At 66.2% G+C, this 15,033-nt stretch carries 14 protein-coding genes; 3 read left to right on the top strand and 11 right to left on the bottom strand.

Features of this window, described 5'->3' with window-relative positions; genetic code table 11:
- Positions 1–4: 4 nt before the first annotated feature.
- Together MNQ99_RS03770 and MNQ99_RS03765 are read left to right on the top strand one after the other, a co-directional pair.
- Positions 5–1,717, top strand: a complete 1,713-nt coding sequence (locus tag MNQ99_RS03770; protein ID WP_241914504.1) for a helicase HerA-like domain-containing protein — start codon at positions 5–7, stop codon at positions 1,715–1,717.
- A gap of 115 nt (positions 1,718–1,832) precedes the next feature.
- Positions 1,833–2,819 (top strand): hypothetical protein, encoded by a 987-nt coding sequence (locus MNQ99_RS03765; RefSeq protein ID WP_241914503.1) that lies wholly within the window; start codon positions 1,833–1,835, stop codon positions 2,817–2,819.
- Between the two features lie 75 nt (positions 2,820–2,894).
- Here MNQ99_RS03765 and MNQ99_RS03760 read toward each other — a convergent pair whose 3' ends face one another.
- From MNQ99_RS03760 to rpmB, 8 genes are all read right to left on the bottom strand, one after another.
- Entirely contained in the window at positions 2,895–4,934 is a 2,040-nt protein-coding gene (locus tag MNQ99_RS03760; protein ID WP_241914502.1) for an NHL domain-containing thioredoxin family protein, read from the bottom strand.
- Positions 4,931–7,132: a bifunctional copper resistance protein CopD/cytochrome c oxidase assembly protein gene (locus MNQ99_RS03755; RefSeq protein ID WP_241914501.1), complete on the bottom strand. Its 2,202-nt coding sequence runs from the start codon at positions 7,130–7,132 to the stop codon at positions 4,931–4,933. Before MNQ99_RS03755 ends, MNQ99_RS03760 begins: the two co-directional genes overlap by 4 nt.
- Positions 7,125–7,790 (bottom strand): copper resistance CopC family protein, encoded by a 666-nt coding sequence (locus tag MNQ99_RS03750; RefSeq protein ID WP_241914500.1) that lies wholly within the window; start codon positions 7,788–7,790, stop codon positions 7,125–7,127. Before MNQ99_RS03750 ends, MNQ99_RS03755 begins: the two co-directional genes overlap by 8 nt.
- Before the next feature lie 35 nt (positions 7,791–7,825).
- Positions 7,826–8,434 carry a hypothetical protein gene (locus MNQ99_RS03745; protein WP_241914499.1) on the bottom strand — a complete coding sequence of 203 codons (609 nt, stop codon included), beginning with the start codon at positions 8,432–8,434 and terminating at the stop codon, positions 7,826–7,828.
- A 150-nt stretch (positions 8,435–8,584) separates the two neighbouring features.
- A complete protein-coding gene (locus MNQ99_RS03740; protein WP_127512987.1) occupies positions 8,585–8,869 on the bottom strand; it encodes an HU family DNA-binding protein in 285 nt (94 codons plus the stop codon).
- 396 nt (positions 8,870–9,265) lie between these two features.
- Positions 9,266–9,571, bottom strand: coding sequence for a 30S ribosomal protein S14 (rpsN, locus tag MNQ99_RS03735; RefSeq protein ID WP_127512988.1), 306 nt, complete (start codon positions 9,569–9,571; stop codon positions 9,266–9,268).
- A 2-nt stretch (positions 9,572–9,573) separates the two neighbouring features.
- Positions 9,574–9,741 (bottom strand): 50S ribosomal protein L33, encoded by a 168-nt coding sequence (gene rpmG / locus MNQ99_RS03730; protein ID WP_127512989.1) that lies wholly within the window; start codon positions 9,739–9,741, stop codon positions 9,574–9,576.
- On the bottom strand, positions 9,741–9,977 hold the full coding sequence (rpmB, locus tag MNQ99_RS03725) for a 50S ribosomal protein L28 (protein WP_127512990.1): 237 nt from the start codon (positions 9,975–9,977) through the stop codon (positions 9,741–9,743). Before rpmB ends, rpmG begins: the two co-directional genes overlap by 1 nt.
- 486 nt (positions 9,978–10,463) lie before the next feature.
- On the opposite strand from rpmB, the gene MNQ99_RS03720 reads away from it, so the two are divergent.
- Positions 10,464–11,660 carry an integrase catalytic domain-containing protein gene (locus MNQ99_RS03720; RefSeq protein WP_241913632.1) on the top strand — a complete coding sequence of 399 codons (1,197 nt, stop codon included), beginning with the start codon at positions 10,464–10,466 and terminating at the stop codon, positions 11,658–11,660.
- Positions 11,661–11,760: 100 nt separating this feature from the next.
- Here the strand turns inward: MNQ99_RS03720 and MNQ99_RS03715 are convergent, their stop codons facing one another.
- From MNQ99_RS03715 to MNQ99_RS03705, 3 genes are all read right to left on the bottom strand, one after another.
- Positions 11,761–12,252 carry a MarR family winged helix-turn-helix transcriptional regulator gene (locus tag MNQ99_RS03715; RefSeq protein ID WP_241914498.1) on the bottom strand — a complete coding sequence of 164 codons (492 nt, stop codon included), beginning with the start codon at positions 12,250–12,252 and terminating at the stop codon, positions 11,761–11,763.
- 109 nt (positions 12,253–12,361) lie between these two features.
- Positions 12,362–13,960 carry an MFS transporter gene (locus tag MNQ99_RS03710; protein WP_422387489.1) on the bottom strand — a complete coding sequence of 533 codons (1,599 nt, stop codon included), beginning with the start codon at positions 13,958–13,960 and terminating at the stop codon, positions 12,362–12,364.
- Positions 13,961–14,263: 303 nt separating this feature from the next.
- Entirely contained in the window at positions 14,264–15,013 is a 750-nt protein-coding gene (locus MNQ99_RS03705; protein WP_241914497.1) for a VIT1/CCC1 transporter family protein, read from the bottom strand.
- Positions 15,014–15,033: the final 20 nt, after the last annotated feature.

Genomic DNA, 15,033 nt, shown 5'->3' with positions numbered 1-15,033 from the left:
TGCCATGGTGCGGACTCCGGCAGAACATGTGGCAGCAATCCGGCAGGGTTACAGCTTTGACGGGGTGTCCATCCATCTGGGCGCAGCACTGGTGGACGGCCAAGTGCATCCGGAGGCGGCGGTACGGCTGCCGCTGTCCATGATGAACCGGCACGGCCTGATCTCCGGTGCCACCGGCACGGGCAAGACGATCACGCTCCAGGTCGTCGCCGAGCAGCTTTCGGCGCACGGCGTCCCGGTGTTCCTGGCGGACATCAAGGGCGACCTGACCGGCCTCTCCACCCCGTCGGCCGGGAGCACCAAGCTCGCCGAGCGGACGGCAAGCGTCGGGCAGGACTGGAAGCCGTCCGCCTACCCGGTGGAGTACTTTTCGTTGGGCGGTGACGGCGCCGGTGTCCCCGTCCGCGCCCGGATCTCCGACTTCGGCCCGCTGCTGCTGTCCCGGGTGATGGAACTGAACGAGACGCAGGAATCAAGCCTGCAGCTGGTCTTCTACTACGCGGACAAGAACGACCTGGAGCTCTACAATCTGGCGGACCTGCGGGCCGTGATCCAGTTCCTGGTCTCCGACGACGGCAAAGAGGCCCTCGAGAACCTGGGCGGACTGTCCAAGGCCACGGCCGGAGTGATCCTGCGTGAACTGGTGTCCTTGGAGGCCCAGGGCATGGACACGTTCTTCGGCGAGAACGAGTTCGACACCGCCGAGCTGCTGCGTACTGCCGGCGACGGCCGCGGCATCGTCTCCTGCCTGGAGCTGTCCTCGCTGCAACAGCGCCCGCTGCTGTTCTCCACCTTCATGATGTGGCTGATCGCCGACCTGTTTGCGGAATTGCCGGAGGTCGGGGACGCGGAACAACCCAAACTGGTGTTTTTCCTGGACGAGGCGCATCTGCTGTTCCGCGACGCGTCCAAGGCGTTCCTGCAGTCGATCGCCAGCACCGTGCGGCTGATCCGCTCCAAGGGCGTGGGGATCTTCTTTGTCACCCAGACACCGCGCGATGTTCCGGCGGACGTGCTGGGCCAACTGGCCAACCGCGTGCAGCACGCGCTCCGCGCCTTCACCCCCGAGGACGCCAAGGCGCTGAAGTCCACCGTCTCCACCTTCCCGGTCAGCGACTACGACTTGGAGGAAGTGCTGACCAGCGCGGGGATTGGCGAAGCGGTAGTGACCGTGATGAATGAGAAGGGTGCCCCGACGCCGGTGGCCTGGACCCGGCTCTGCTCCCCCGGCTCCACCATGGGCCCCTCCCCTGCTGCCACCGTGCAGGCCATTGTGGACGGTTCGTCGTTGCTGCCGGTGTACGGGCCGATGGTGGACAGCCGCTCGGCGTTCGAGAAACTCACCGGCGCCCCGGTGCCGGCTAGCACGACGGCGGACGGCTCGCCCCCGCAGTCAACCACCCCTCCGACCCCGGCGGACATGGACGCCGAGGCCCGCCGTATTGAAGAAACCATCCTCGGCCGTCCGTCCACACGTCCGGCCGGACCGACCCCGCCGGCACCGGACAGCCAGGCACCCGCGCCCGCCCCGCTGCCGGACGAAGCACCACCGCGGCAGTCCCGGCCGGGCAAAACGCCTTCGTCCCGGACGGAATCTCCGCAGCAGGGCAGTGCCAACAACGACGACCTGAAGGATTTTGCGTTGCAAACCGCCTCGGCCCTGGGGCGTGAACTGATGCGCGGCCTGTTCGGGACCAGGCGGCGCCGCCGGCGCTGATAGGAGGCGCATCCCCGTCGTCGGCACTGGTAGGGGGCGCCCCGCCGTCGTCCGCGCTGCAACCTGCCTCATGCCGATCCCGGCAACCGTCCCGCCAGCGGGTAACGTAGGGTTGGTGGGAAATTCAAAAGTACTGAGGACCGTAGCCACGTGGCTGCTGTGCTTGATGCTTGCCGTGGCCGCTGCCGCGCTGACTATTGTGCTGGTCAATGCGTTCGTGTTCAGTCCGCAGCACCAGGTCAAGGCCTACTTCAATGCTCTGGAAGACGGCGACGGCGGGACCGCGCTCGGTTTGCTCCACGCCACCGTGCCCGACGCCAATGCCGCCATGCTTGACGGCGCCGCGCTCAAAGCCTCCGTGGACACGCTCGACAACCTGGAAATCCAGGATCCGGTTCCGGCGGGCGACAACAGGGTGGACCAGCCGGTCAGCTACACGGTCGACGGCGTTGCCCACAGCACAACCTTCACCCTGGAAAAGACCGGCACCACGTGGCTCTTCTTCAACCAGTGGTCCTTCGTGCCAAGCACGCTGCCCACCATCAGCGTGGACGTGGTCAATGGTAACGAGGCCTCGCTGAACGGCACCCGAGTGGCCCTGCCGGAGGGCAAGAGTTCCTTCGCCGTGTTCTACCCCGGCAGCTTCGAGGCCCACTATGCCAGCGACTACTTCGCCGCGCCGGTGGTCGAATCCGTCCTGACCGGCCCGCAGAACGCCCAGGACGCGCGGCTCTCGCTGGCAACGGAGGCCACGCCCAAGCTGGTGGACGACCTGAGCGGCCAGGTCAATGCCTTCCTTGACTCGTGTGCGGAGCAGCGCGTGCTGCAGCCCTCCGGCTGCCCGTTCAGCGCATCGATGGAGAGGGTCCAGGACAACACCATCGACTGGTCGATCGTGGAGTATCCCGAGGTCAAGGTGGAGCCGTTCAAGGGCAGCTGGGTAATCAGCCCGCTGAGCGGGGTGGTGAAGCTGAACGTGGTGGAAATTGACTTGTTCACCGGCGCCTCCGTGAAACGCGAGCTGAAGCAGGCGTTCGATTTCACCGGCCAGTTGTCCGTCAATGACGGACATGTAACCCTGACCCCCGTGGTGGAGTACTAGCAGCTCGGCCCGCACATAAGTGCCGGGGCGTACAGGGATTCCTGTCCGCCCCGGCACTTATGTGCTGCGGTTGGTTTAGTCCAGCCCGCGCAGGTCCAGCGTCAGGTCTCCGGTGCCCGAGCCGATGACTACCGGGATGCCCCAGTCCTGCTGATACAGGTGGCAGGCGGCGTGGTCCGGGATCTCGCCGCCGGGCTCGCCGTCGCACGCCGCCGCCCGGGCGGTGATGTGCAGGACGCCTTCGGTGACTTCGTCGGACAGCACCAGGTCGCGCAGCAAGCCCACCGAGGTGCCGCCGCCGGAGACCAGCAGGTTCTCCGGCGAGGAGGAGATCTTCAACTGCGTGGGATCGCCCCAGCGGTCGTCCAGCTTCTGGCCCTTGGGGGCGGCGAAGCGGACGGTCAGCGCCAGCGGACCGGCCGATACTTCGGTCTTGGGCCGCTGCGTCTGCGAGGCGCCCTCGTCCACGGTCAGCGCTTCCTTGGGGATGGGCAGCCGGATGAGCTGGTGCTTGTTCGCCTCGACCACCAGCAGCAGCGGTTCGCCGCCGTCGGCCACGGCCGAGGTGTCCAGCAGCACGTCGGACGGCTCGGCCAGGCCCCGCGCCAGCGTGGAGACGGTCTCCGTGGCCGGATCGTAGCGGCGCACCGCACCGTTGTAGGTGTCGGCTACCGCCACGGACCCGTCCGGCAAGACCGCCACACCCAAAGGATGCTGCAGCCGCGCCTCGGCGGCCGCGCCGTCGCGGAAGCCAAAGTCGAAGAGACCGGCGCCGATGGCGGTGGACACCTGCACCCGGTTTTCGCCGTTGACGTCCACGAAGGAGATCTTGCGCAGCGCCGACGTTTCCGAATCCGCAACCCAGATATTGCCGGCCGCGTCACCGGCGAGTCCGGAGGACTGGGCGAACCAGGCCACGGTGGCGTCCCCGTCCTGCAGGCCCTCCAGGCCGCTGCCGGCCAAGATGGCCACCTTGCCGGAGACCGGATCAAGGGTGAAGATCTGGTGCACGCCGGCCATGGCGATCACCACAGCGTTCAGCCGCGTCGACCAATAGACATCCCAAGGCGAACTGAGCGAGACGGCGAGCGGATCGGCAGCCAACTGGGCCCAGTTGGAAGCGATGGCTTCGGCCAGCTCCTCTTCCAGGGCCTCGCCGGATGGGGCTTCGTCCGCGACCGATCCGGGACCCGCTTGCTCCATCCCCGGGCCAGTCCGCTGCGTGTCGGCGTCCAGCAGGCGCTGCACGCCGTTCCCAGCCACCGTGGTCACCTGGCCGGTGGCCAGCGACAGCCCGCGCAGCCGATGGTTCACGGAGTCTGCAATCACGACGTCGTAGCCCGCCTGCGTGCGGATCTCTTCCGGCAGCAGGGCCAGGCCCTGGGGTTCGTTGAACTTGGCCTCGCCGGCAGGTCCGTCCTGCCAGCCCTTGTCGCCGGAGCCGTAGGTCGCGAGCACCGTCGACAGGTCAGCCGCGAGTTCCACCAGCCGGTGGTGTCCGGTGTCAGTCACCAGGAAAGATCCGCCCTGGGACCCGACTCCGTCCGGCAGCGGGATGACCTTGCCCGGGAAGCGCAGGTCGCCGGCGGTGGTCTCCGCGGGGACATAGGGGCCGTCGCCGCGGTGCAGCGTGCCCTTGGCTTCGTGCTCGGCCACCAGTTCCTGCACCAGCGACTCCAGGCCGCCGGCGTGCCCCTCGCCGGACAGGTGCGCCACAATGTAGCCCTCCGGGTCGACAACCACCAGCGTCGGCCACGCCCGGGCGGCGTAGGCCTGCCACGTGTCCAACTCCGGGTCGTCCAGCACCGGATGCTGGATCTCGTAGCGCTCCACGGCCGCGGCCAGCGCCACCGGGTCCGCTTCATGCTCGAACTTGGGCGAATGCACGCCGACCGTGACCAGCACGTCCTTGTACTTCGCTTCCAGCGGCCGCAGCTCGTCCAGCACGTGCAGGCAGTTGATGCAGCAGAAGGTCCAGAAATCCAACAGCACGATTTTGCCGCGGAGGTCATCCAATCCCAGCTGCTTGCCGCCGGTGTTGAGCCAGTTGCGGCCCACGAGGTCGGAACCACGGACCCGGTAGTTAGTGCGGATGGTCTCGGCTGCCTCAGTCATCTGGATTCTCCTTGGGTCCGGCCGGCGTTATCCGGGTCCGGAGCGGGCTCCTGCCCGTTGGTGGTTTTCGGTGCGTCTTGGTTGCCCCCGGACGCGCGGTGACCGGCGGCCGGCCTGACGGCCCCGGGCGGGACCATGCGTTCGTCCTGCCGGGCCATCTTGGCAAACATATCGTTATAAGCTGCCAGCTCGGCGTCGTTATTCCTTTCGGCTGAACGATCTTTACGCTTTGTTTCCCTGGCGTCTGAGCTCGACCACATGATCGCCACCCCGACGGCGACGCAGAGGGTTGGTATTTCACCGACGCCCCACATGATGGCTCCGCCGACTTGCTGGTCGTCCATGGCCGACAGGCCCCACTCACGCCCCATGCTGCCGAACCAGGAGGCCTGGATCAGGGCCGTCGAGCTGGTCAGGGCCACGCCGAAGAAGGCGTGGAACGCCATGGTGGCGAAGAGGATCAACAGCCGCATGGGATACGGGGCGCGCCGCGGCAGCGGGTCCTGGCCGATCATCGTGAGGATGAAGATATAGCCGGTCAGGAGGAAGTGCAGGTTCATCAGCTCGTGGCCGGTGTGTTCGTCCAACGCAAACCGGAACAGCGGTGAGTAATAGAAGATGATGATCGAGCCGGCAAAGTTCGCCGCGGCAAAGAGCGGGTGCGTGATCACCTGCGAGTATTTCGAATGCACCAGCCAGAGGATCCATTCGCGCAGGCCCTTGCTCCCGTCCCCGCGGGGCGGCAGCGCCTTCAGCGCCAGCGTGATCGGCGAGCCCAGGACCAGGAACAGCGGCACCACCATGGTCAGCGCCATGTGGTCGAGCATGTGCGCGCTGAAGAGCACCATCCCGTAAACAGCCGGAGCCCCGGAGGTGACGTAGGTGAGGGCCAGCAAGCCCACAATCCAGCTGACGGTCCTCGCCACCGGCCAGCGGTCGCCGCGGCGGTGCAGCCTCACCGCGGCCACCAGGTAGGCAATGCCGGCGACCAAGGCGAAGGTGACCCACAGCCAGTCCCAGCGCCAGACGGTCAACCAACTGCCGCTCACGAGTTCGGGCGGCAGGTCGTACCCGGTCAGGATGCGGGCCGGGGACGCGTCCACCGGTAATTCTTCCGGCGTGGGCGGCGCCGTGCGCGCCAGCGCCGTGGCGATCCCGAACACGGCCGCCATAACCAGCAGTTCCACCGTGATGAGCTGCCACAGGACCCGCTTGCCGGACTTGGTGCCCAGCTCGGGGATGATCCACTGCCGGTGCATGAAGCCGATCGCGCCCAGCAGCAGCGTGGCCAGGGCCTTGATCACCACCAGCACGCCGTAGGGGCTGGAGAGCTGGTCCAGCGAGGTGATCCGGATCGACGCGTTGATGATGCCGGAGAAGAAGACCAGGAAGAAGCTGATCAGCGCCAGCGAGGAGTAGCGGCGCAGCACCTGTCCGGTGATGTCCTTGGTGCCCAACGTTCCGGAAATGACCGCGAGCACAATGATGCCGCCCACCCAGAGGCAGGCGCCCAGCAGGTGCAGGCCGATCGAGTTGACGGCTCCGTAGTGGTCGTCGCCGCCGGCGGAGTGCCCAATCAGGGCCATCGGCAGCAATCCGCCGATGGTGGCCAGCGCCAGCGTCATGCCCAGCCCCGGAAGCGAGCGGATTCCTAAGATGAGCGTGGCAACAATGGCGGCCACGATGGTGATGGTTAGCCACGCCTGGCCGGTGCCGATATCCGTCATGAATCCCACGAAGCCGGCGGTGTAGCTGGCATCCCCGCTGACCGGCAGGCCGGCGATGTCGGAGAAGCTGAAGACCAGCACGGCCATCGCGGCCAGCGTCCAGACCACCGCCGCAACCGCGGCCAGCCTCAGCGCCGCCGTGAACGCCGGGTGCTCGGGTCCGTCCTCGCCTCTGCCGGGCCTGCGGTTGGGACGCAGTTGCTTGGGCAAGATCCCGACGGCGAACAGCAGCGAAGCGATGACCACGGACAGCGCCGTGTTGTTGGCGGCCTTGGCCACCGGCAGCGCCCAGCGGGTCAGGGCGCCGGGATCGGACAGCTGCCGGGCGGCAGCAGACCCGGAATAGAGCAGGGCGGCCACCAGTGCCAGGACCAAAACAACGGCTCCGGCCAGGACCCATCCCCTGCCGATCCCGTCGGCAGTGATCGCCGCGGGACGTTGTTTAGCCGGTGGAGCCAATCGCTCAGCCACGAGCGTCCGTGCCTCCGCCACGCTTGCTGATCACAAACGCGGCCAGCCCTGCGGCGATGGCCAGTGCGCCGGCGCCCAGCGCGACGAAGAGTCCGGTGCTGCTGGGACCATCATCTTCTCCGGCTGCCTCCGAGGTGTTGTCGGCGCCGTCGGCCGGGGAGGACGCTGCGGGGCTCGACGCCGCCACCGAGAACTTCAGCGTGCCCTCGATCGGGTGGCCGTCACTGGAAACCACGCGCCAGCCCAGCTGGTAGCCACCGTCCGGCATACCCTCCCGCAGCGGAATGCTGACCTGGCTGCCGCTCAGTACCGGCGCTCCGGCTGCCCAATCGGTACCCTCGTCGTCCAGCACCTGGGTGGTTGCGCCGATGTCCATCACGTTCGCGCTGAATTTGAGCGTGACCTCCGCCGGCAGGGTGTTGAGGACGGCCCCGTTCTCAGGTGTCGAACTGATCAGTTCGTCGTGGGCGGCGGCCGGGCGCGCCAGCGCCAGCGCCAAGGCCAACCAGAGCAGCATGGCGATCAGGGCAGCCGCGAGCAGCCGGCGGGCCATCGCTTGCCGGGCAACACGGAGGACTTCCTCCTGGCGTCGCCGGGAGACCGAAGACCGGTCGGTGCTGACACGCACAGGGGCAGGGATGTTCAGGTGGTGGTTCATCACGTTCTTTCGTCGGTGGATGCGCAGTGCGCGGGTCAGAAAGCGTGATGCAACGGCGGCCCCCGGTGCCGCAAGGACAGGAGCGGGATGCCCAAGGCCGCGAAGGGCTGGTTCAGCAGTTTCACCGGGACGGCCAGCCGAACCCGGGGAATCGGGCGCCAACTGCTCAGCCTGCGGGGCGCGGCCAGGGCCACTGTTCCGGCCAGCGCGGCCGCAGCATGCTCGCCTCGGCGCAGCAGCAGCACAGTGGCGGCAGCAGCAGCCAGATGGGCCACCAGCATGGCACCGGTCGCGGCCGTGGCCGTCTGGGCAGATACTTCGGGGACCAGCGAGGCCGGCAGCAGGGCTGGGTGATGGCCCGCATGGCCGACCGCCGCCGGGACGCCGGCAGGCGCGGCGTGGCCCAACTGGAAGAGCAGATGGTAGATCGCTTGGCTGATTCCCACCGCGGCCAGCAGACGTGTCCAGGACAGCGACTTGCCGGCCAATCCGACGCAGACCAACCCGGCGAGGGCAAAGGCCAGAAGCCAGACGGTCGGCTCGGGGACGTGCCCGCCGCCGGACAGGTGCGAGAGCGAGGCGAGGGAAGTGGCTACGGCAGCGCCCAGCCAGCCGCGCAGCAGCCGACCTTCCCGCTGGACCATGCCCTCAGTCCTCCGTCCTGATAATTCTTCGGATGCGGCGCAATACGGCGCACACCCGGCCTCTATTTTACCGCCCGTAGAAGCCAAGGGGTTAAACAGCAGGACCGCCACCGGTTGCCGGTGACGGTCCTGCGGAAGTAAGGGTGTGGACTACTTCTTGGAGACAGCAGCCTTCAGCTTGGAACCAGCGGTCAGCTTGACGCTGTGGCCGGCCGGAATCTGGATGGATTCGCCGGTCTGCGGGTTACGGCCGGTGCGGGCGGCACGGTCGGTGCGCTCGACTGCCAGCCAGCCCGGGATGGTGATCTTCTCGCCCTTGGAGACGGAGGTTGCGAAGATGTCGAAGACAGCGTCCAGGACACCGTTCACTGCGGTCTGGCTGGTGCCAGCCTTCTCTGCAACAGCTGCAACAAGTTCACTGCGGTTGATAGCCAATTTTTGTCCTCCTGGACTGCTTTGGTTTGGTCAGAGCTTCCGCGGCTGCGGAAAGCTACTGTGCGAAAACTTACCAGCTTGGCCACCCAGATCCGGCAAAATCCGCGGAATCTGGCGGAATTTTTAGCGAATTACCCGGAATTTGAGCCGATTCTGCCCCGGGAGGCCCGCTTTTTCCGCCCAGAGCATATGATGTGCGCCCTCCGCGCGCCGCGCGGGCGGCGCCGTTCCCCCGCAGCGGGGCGGGCATCGCCGTCGTGATTTTGAGCGTCCCCGAGGGTGCTCCCGGACGTCCTGAGCGTGCTCCGATGGCGACTTTCGGGCATGAAAAAGGGCGGCGGTCCCGGACTGGGACCGCCGCCCTTCAAGCAGCTTCATGATGAAGCCAGCAGGTTTTTACCAGCTGGACTTCTTGATGCCCGGCAGTTCGCCGTTGTGCGCCATGGTACGGAACCGCACGCGGGAGATGCCGAACTTCTGGAGCGTGCCGCGGGGGCGGCCGTCGATCTGGTCGCGGTTGCGGACGCGGACCGGAGAAGCGTTGCGGGGCAGCTTCTGCAGGCCCAGGCGGGCCTCTTCGCGGGCCTCGTCGGTCGCGTTGGCGTCGACCAAGGTCTTCTTCAGCTCGGCACGCTTCGCGGCGTAACGCTCGACAACGACCTTGCGCTGCTCATTGCGAGCAATCTTGGACTTCTTGGCCATGTTTAGCGCTCCTCTCGGAATTCAACGTGCTTGCGGATGACCGGGTCGTACTTCTTCAGGACAATGCGGTCCGGGTCGTTACGACGGTTCTTCCGGGTCACGTAGGTGAAGCCGGTGCCAGCGGTGGATTTCAGCTTGATGATGGGACGTACGTCCTTGTCCTTTGCCACTAGAGCTTCACACCCTTCGCGAGGAGCTCGGTGACGACTGCGTCAATGCCGCGGACGTCAATGGTCTTGATGCCGCGGGCCGAAACCTGCAGCGTGACATTGCGGCGCAGGGACGGAACCCAGTAGCGCTTCTTCTGAATGTTCGGGTCGAACCGGCGCTTGTTGCGGCGGTGCGAGTGCGAAATGCTGTGGCCAAAGCCGGGCTCGGCTCCGGTCACCTGGCAGTGTGCTGCCATGATCTCTCCTCCAGTTGTAGTAAATATGACGGACCTGACGCAGAGACGAAGTAAAGCGGCCTGCGAATCTGCGTGTAAGAGCGCCCGCCACCAGTTGTGACACCGTTATTACTGCGACTTTCCGGAGGTGAACCTGGCGGGGTGAGATCCAGCCGAAGTGCCTCGCCGCGGGGAAGACGGTGAAGTCAGGTGCAAATAAACCACATCTTCCCGGGGGAAGAACGGCCTATCCGCGATCCTCATTTCTAGGTAAACACGGACGCCACGCAATGCCCGCACCGCCTTACCTTGGCAAGGGGGTGCCGATGCTGCGTGACTTAACGCCTTTCCATCTTAGGGGCAGCAGCCGTTTGGATCAAACCAACGACGAGACTCATCTAATGTGCTCGCGAAACGGGGCGCGTGCCTCATTTGGGAAATGCTCGCGAAAGTCTGGGGCCGAGCGGCGGGCGGCTGGGACCATGGCGGATGGGTCAGGGATTGTCGATGGCGACGAAGCGGGAGATCACGAAGCAGAAGGCCCGGGAGTATGACCGGGCGTCGAAAAAGGAGAAGGGACGGATCCTTGACGAGCTCGCCGCGACGATGGGCTGGTCCCGCGCCAACGCCAGGCGCCAGCTGAAAGCGGCCGGGAAACGGAAAGGACCTGCTTCGGCGGTGAAGCGGAAGCCCAGACCGCGGACCTACGGCTACGACACCCTGAAAGTCCTGCAGCTGGTCTGGACGCTCTCCGGCGAGCCGTGCGGCAAATACCTGGCGCCGATCATGGCTGACATGCTCGAGTCCTTGGAACGTTTCGGCGAGCTGAAACCGGTCGAAGACCGCCTGAACGATCATGTGCGTGGACAGCTGGTGGCCATGAGCGCGGCGACCATCGACCGGTTGCTGAAGCCGGCCAAGGACGCCCGGTATCCCGACGCTGTTTCATCAACCAGGCCCGGTCCGCTCCTGCGTTCGGAGATACCTGTGCGCCAGGCTCTGGACGAGATGGAACAGCGCCCCGGTTTCCTGGAAATCGATCTGGTGGCCCACTGCGGGCATTCGCTGGAAGGCGAGTTCGCCTACACCCTGACCGCGACCGATGTGTTCACCGGCTGGACCGAGAACATCGCGATCAAGAACCGGGCGCATAAATGGGTCGTTCAGGCCATGACCACCGTCGCGAAGCGGTTGCCGTACCCAATGGCCGGACTGGACTGCGACAACGGCGGCGAGTTCATCAACCACGCCCTGGTCGGCTGGGCTGCCGAACGGACCTTGTTCATGACCCGGTCCCGCCCGCATGAGTCCAACGACAACGCCCACGTCGAGCAGAAGAACGGCGACATCGTCCGCAAGAGCGCCTTCCGCTACCGCTACGACACCCCGGCGGAACTGAGCCTGCTCAACGAGCTCTGGGGCTACGTGAACCTGCGCAAGAACCTGTTCCTGCCGACCAAGAAGGCCAACGGCTGGCGCACCACCAGATCCGGGCGGAGCACGCGCACTTACGATGCCCCGAAGACACCCTTCCAACGCGTCATCGACAGCGGCGTCCTCTCCGCGCAGAAGATCGCACAGATCGAAGACCTGCGCAGGAACACCAATCCTGCCGGGCTGACGCGGAACATCGTTAGACTCCAGCAAGAACTCATCAAGGCAGCCAAAACCAAAACACTCGCCTTCAGGAACCGCGTTTCGTGAGCAGATTAGGTGAGGCACGCAGAGAACGTTTCGCGAGCATATTGACGTGAGGCACTACGACCAACGACGGCGGCGGCCCCCTCGGCGGCGAAGGGGCGCCTCAGGCATTCAATCGAGGCTCGCGCAGCACCCAGCTGCCGGGCTCCAACTGCTGCACAATCTTCTTGCCGATCCGCTCCAGGTCCTGCACATCCCGGCGGTCCAGTCCATCGAAAACCGCCTGGCGGACGGCTTCGACATGCCCCGGCGCCAGGGACTGGATCGCTTCCATCCCCGCCTCCGTGAGCAGCGCCATGGTGACCCGGGCATCGTTGGCGCACTGGGCCCGCTCGACCCAGCCGCGTCCCTGGAGCTTCTTGACCACATGCGACAGCCTGGACAGCGAGGAATAAGTCCGCGAGGCCAGCTCACTCATCGGCAGCGAGCGGTCAGGCGCCTCGGACAGCATGGCCAGGACATGGTAATCAAACAGCGTCAGCTTGCCTTCGCGGTACAGCGGGGCGTCAAGCGTGCCGGGCAACAGAGTGGACACCGCCAGCAAAGCCAGCCAGGCCTGGCGTTCTTCGGGATCGAGCCAGCGTGCAGAAGTCATGCCTCCATTCTGCCACAAAACTTGATCCTTCAACTGTTAGCCGCGGAAATGGCCGGCAGGACGCACCTGCCGGCCATTCTCTTGTACTAGGGGTGTCCGGGTTCCCGGGTCATACCCGGGCGGGCTCCTTGGCCCCGCGCTCATCCAGCCCCATGCCCGGTTCCAGAATTCGCTCCAGCGGCATGTGCTCCGGACCGAGCAGCGGGTTTCCGTCCTGCCCCGCGACCAGCTCACGGGCCTCGGCCTGGGTATCCACCGACGGCATCGAACCAGGCATCGGCCGGCAGGAGCTTTCCGGCATCCGCCAGATGGCCACCAGGCCCAGCAAGGACATGGCCACCAGGTAGTACGCCGGCATCAGCTTGTTCCCGGTGGCGTCGATCAGCGCCTGGGTGATCAGCGGGGTGGTGCCGCCGAAGATCGCCACCGCAAAGTTGTAGGCAATGCCCATCGAGCCATAGCGGCTGGCGGTGGGGAACATGGCCGGCAGCGCCGACGCCAGGATGGAAACGTAGAAGGCGGTGGCGCAGCCCAGGATCGCCAGGCCCAGCAGGGTGGCCCAGATTTCTCCGATGCCAATCAGCATGAAGGCGGGCACACCGAGCACCAAGGTGATGGCGGAACCGGTCATCAGCACCGGGCGGCGGCCGACCTTGTCCGACAGCTTTCCGGCGAAGGGAATGGCGGCCGAGAGCAGCACCAGAACCGGGATGGTCAGCAGCGTCCCCTGGAACGCGTCGTAGCCCATGGTGTCCTGCAGGTACGTGGGCATGTACGAGGTCAAGGTATAGCCCACCGTGTTGGCGGCGGCCACCACCAGCATGGCCAGCAGGATCGGGCGCCAGGATCCGGTGATGATCTGGCGGTAGCTCTTGGGTCCGTCCCCGACGGCTGCCTTGGTCTTGCCTTCCTGCGCGTCCTGGGCAGCCTGGAAAGCCGGCGATTCTTCGATCTTCAGCCGGAAGTACAGCCCCACCAGTCCCAGCGGGCCGGCCAGCAGGAACGGCAGGCGCCAACCCCACTCCAGCATCGCGTCGCTTCCCAGCAGGATCTGCAACCCGGACACCACGGCGGCACCGAGGGCGAAGCCCAGATAGCTGCCCGTATCCAGCAGGCTGGCCAGGAACCCGCGGCGCTTGTCCGGGGCGTATTCGCTCACGAACGTGGTGGCGCCGGCGTACTCGCCGCCCGTGGAAAAGCCCTGCACCAGGCGGCACAGCACCAGCAGCACGGTGGCCCATCCGCCCACGGCCAAATACGTCGGCAGCAGGCCGATGGCGAAGGTGGAGGCAGCCATGGCGATCATGGTCAGTGCCAGCGTTTTCTGCCGGCCAATGCGGTCGCCCAGGCGACCGAAGTACAACCCACCGAGCGGCCGGACTACGAAACTGGCAGCAAAGACGGCCAGGCTGCCCAGCAGCCCGTCCCCCTCCTGACCACCGGCGAAGAACAGCTGGCCCATGGTGACGGCCAAGTAGCCATAGATACCGAAGTCGAACCATTCCATGCCGTTGCCCACCACTGTTCCGCCGACGGCACGGCGCAGCATCGGCCGCTCGACAACGGTGACATCGTCCACGCGAAGTCGCCGGCGGCGTAGTCGGGGCAGCCGTGGGGAGGATTTGGCAGTGTTTTTTCCGGCAGGGAAATCTGGCGCTTTTTCTCGCGCGGCGGGCGGATTGTCCTTCAGCATTTGGGCTTCTCTCATAGAGGTCATTTGCTTGTGACGCGTCGTAAGCCCCGAGCCTTCCGGCCGGGGCAGGCACACGACGTTACCGGCTGCGACGTCTTCTCTCCCAGCCGGGACCTCGAAAAACACGCCCCGACGGCAGTCGTTGGGCAGGCTCCGACACCCGCGGCCGGAGCCCGAAATTGCGACTCCGGCGATGCCCGGTTACCCGCAAGATTCCGCGCGAATCTCGGGATGAACGCGGCTGTGCTTCACGCCGCTTGTTGAAGACGGCAGCGCACGAGTTTTGTGAAATGCGCCACCAGCCGCCCGAATTTGGCCTTAAACCACCCCGGTGCCGCCCAGCCAGGTGCCGATCAGCAGGGTGGCCACCAGGGCGAGTGCACCGCCGATCACCACCCGGCAAGCGGCCCGGAAGACCTTGGCGCCGCCCAGCCAGGCGCCGATCGCTCCGGTGGCGGCGAGCGCCACCAGTACCGCTGCGAAGGTGATCGGGATCCGCAGCTCGGCGGGCGGCAGCAACATGGCCAGCATGGGCAAGGCGGCACCGAGCAGGAAGGCAATGGCGGAGGCGAAGGCCGCATGCCACGGGCTGACCAGGTCGTCGTCCTGGATGTTCAGCTCCGCATGCAGGTGCGCCGCCAGCGCATCGTGTGCGGTCAGCTCCTTGGCCACCTGCATGGCCGTCCCCGGCGTCAGCCCGCGTTCCTGGTAGAGCGCGGCCAGTTCGGCAAGCTCTTCTTCCGGCTGTTCCTGCAGCTCCCGCTTTTCCTTGGCGATCAGCGCCTTCTGGCTGTCGCTGGAGCTGGAAACGGAGACATACTCGCCCAAGGCCATGGAGATGGCGCCGCCGATCACCGCTGCCAGGCCCGCCGTCAGCAGCGTCCCGAAGTCGCTGGTGGCACCCGCGACGCCCACTACCAGCGCGGCAACGGAAACAATCCCGTCGTTCGCCCCGAGAACACCGGCGCGCAGCCAGTTCAGACGGGCGGCGAGACCGGCGACGTCGTGCGGTTCATCGTCGTGGAACTCGGGTTGGTTCGCTGGCTGGATCCGGGCATCTGCGTCCATGGTCCAAGCCAAGCACTCCG

It is taken from the genome of Arthrobacter sulfonylureivorans (assembly GCF_022637435.1).
Classification (GTDB): Bacteria; Actinomycetota; Actinomycetes; order Actinomycetales; family Micrococcaceae; genus Crystallibacter; species Crystallibacter sulfonylureivorans.
Note: the sequence above shows the minus strand (reverse complement) of the source record. Positions and strands in the feature narration are given on the sequence as shown.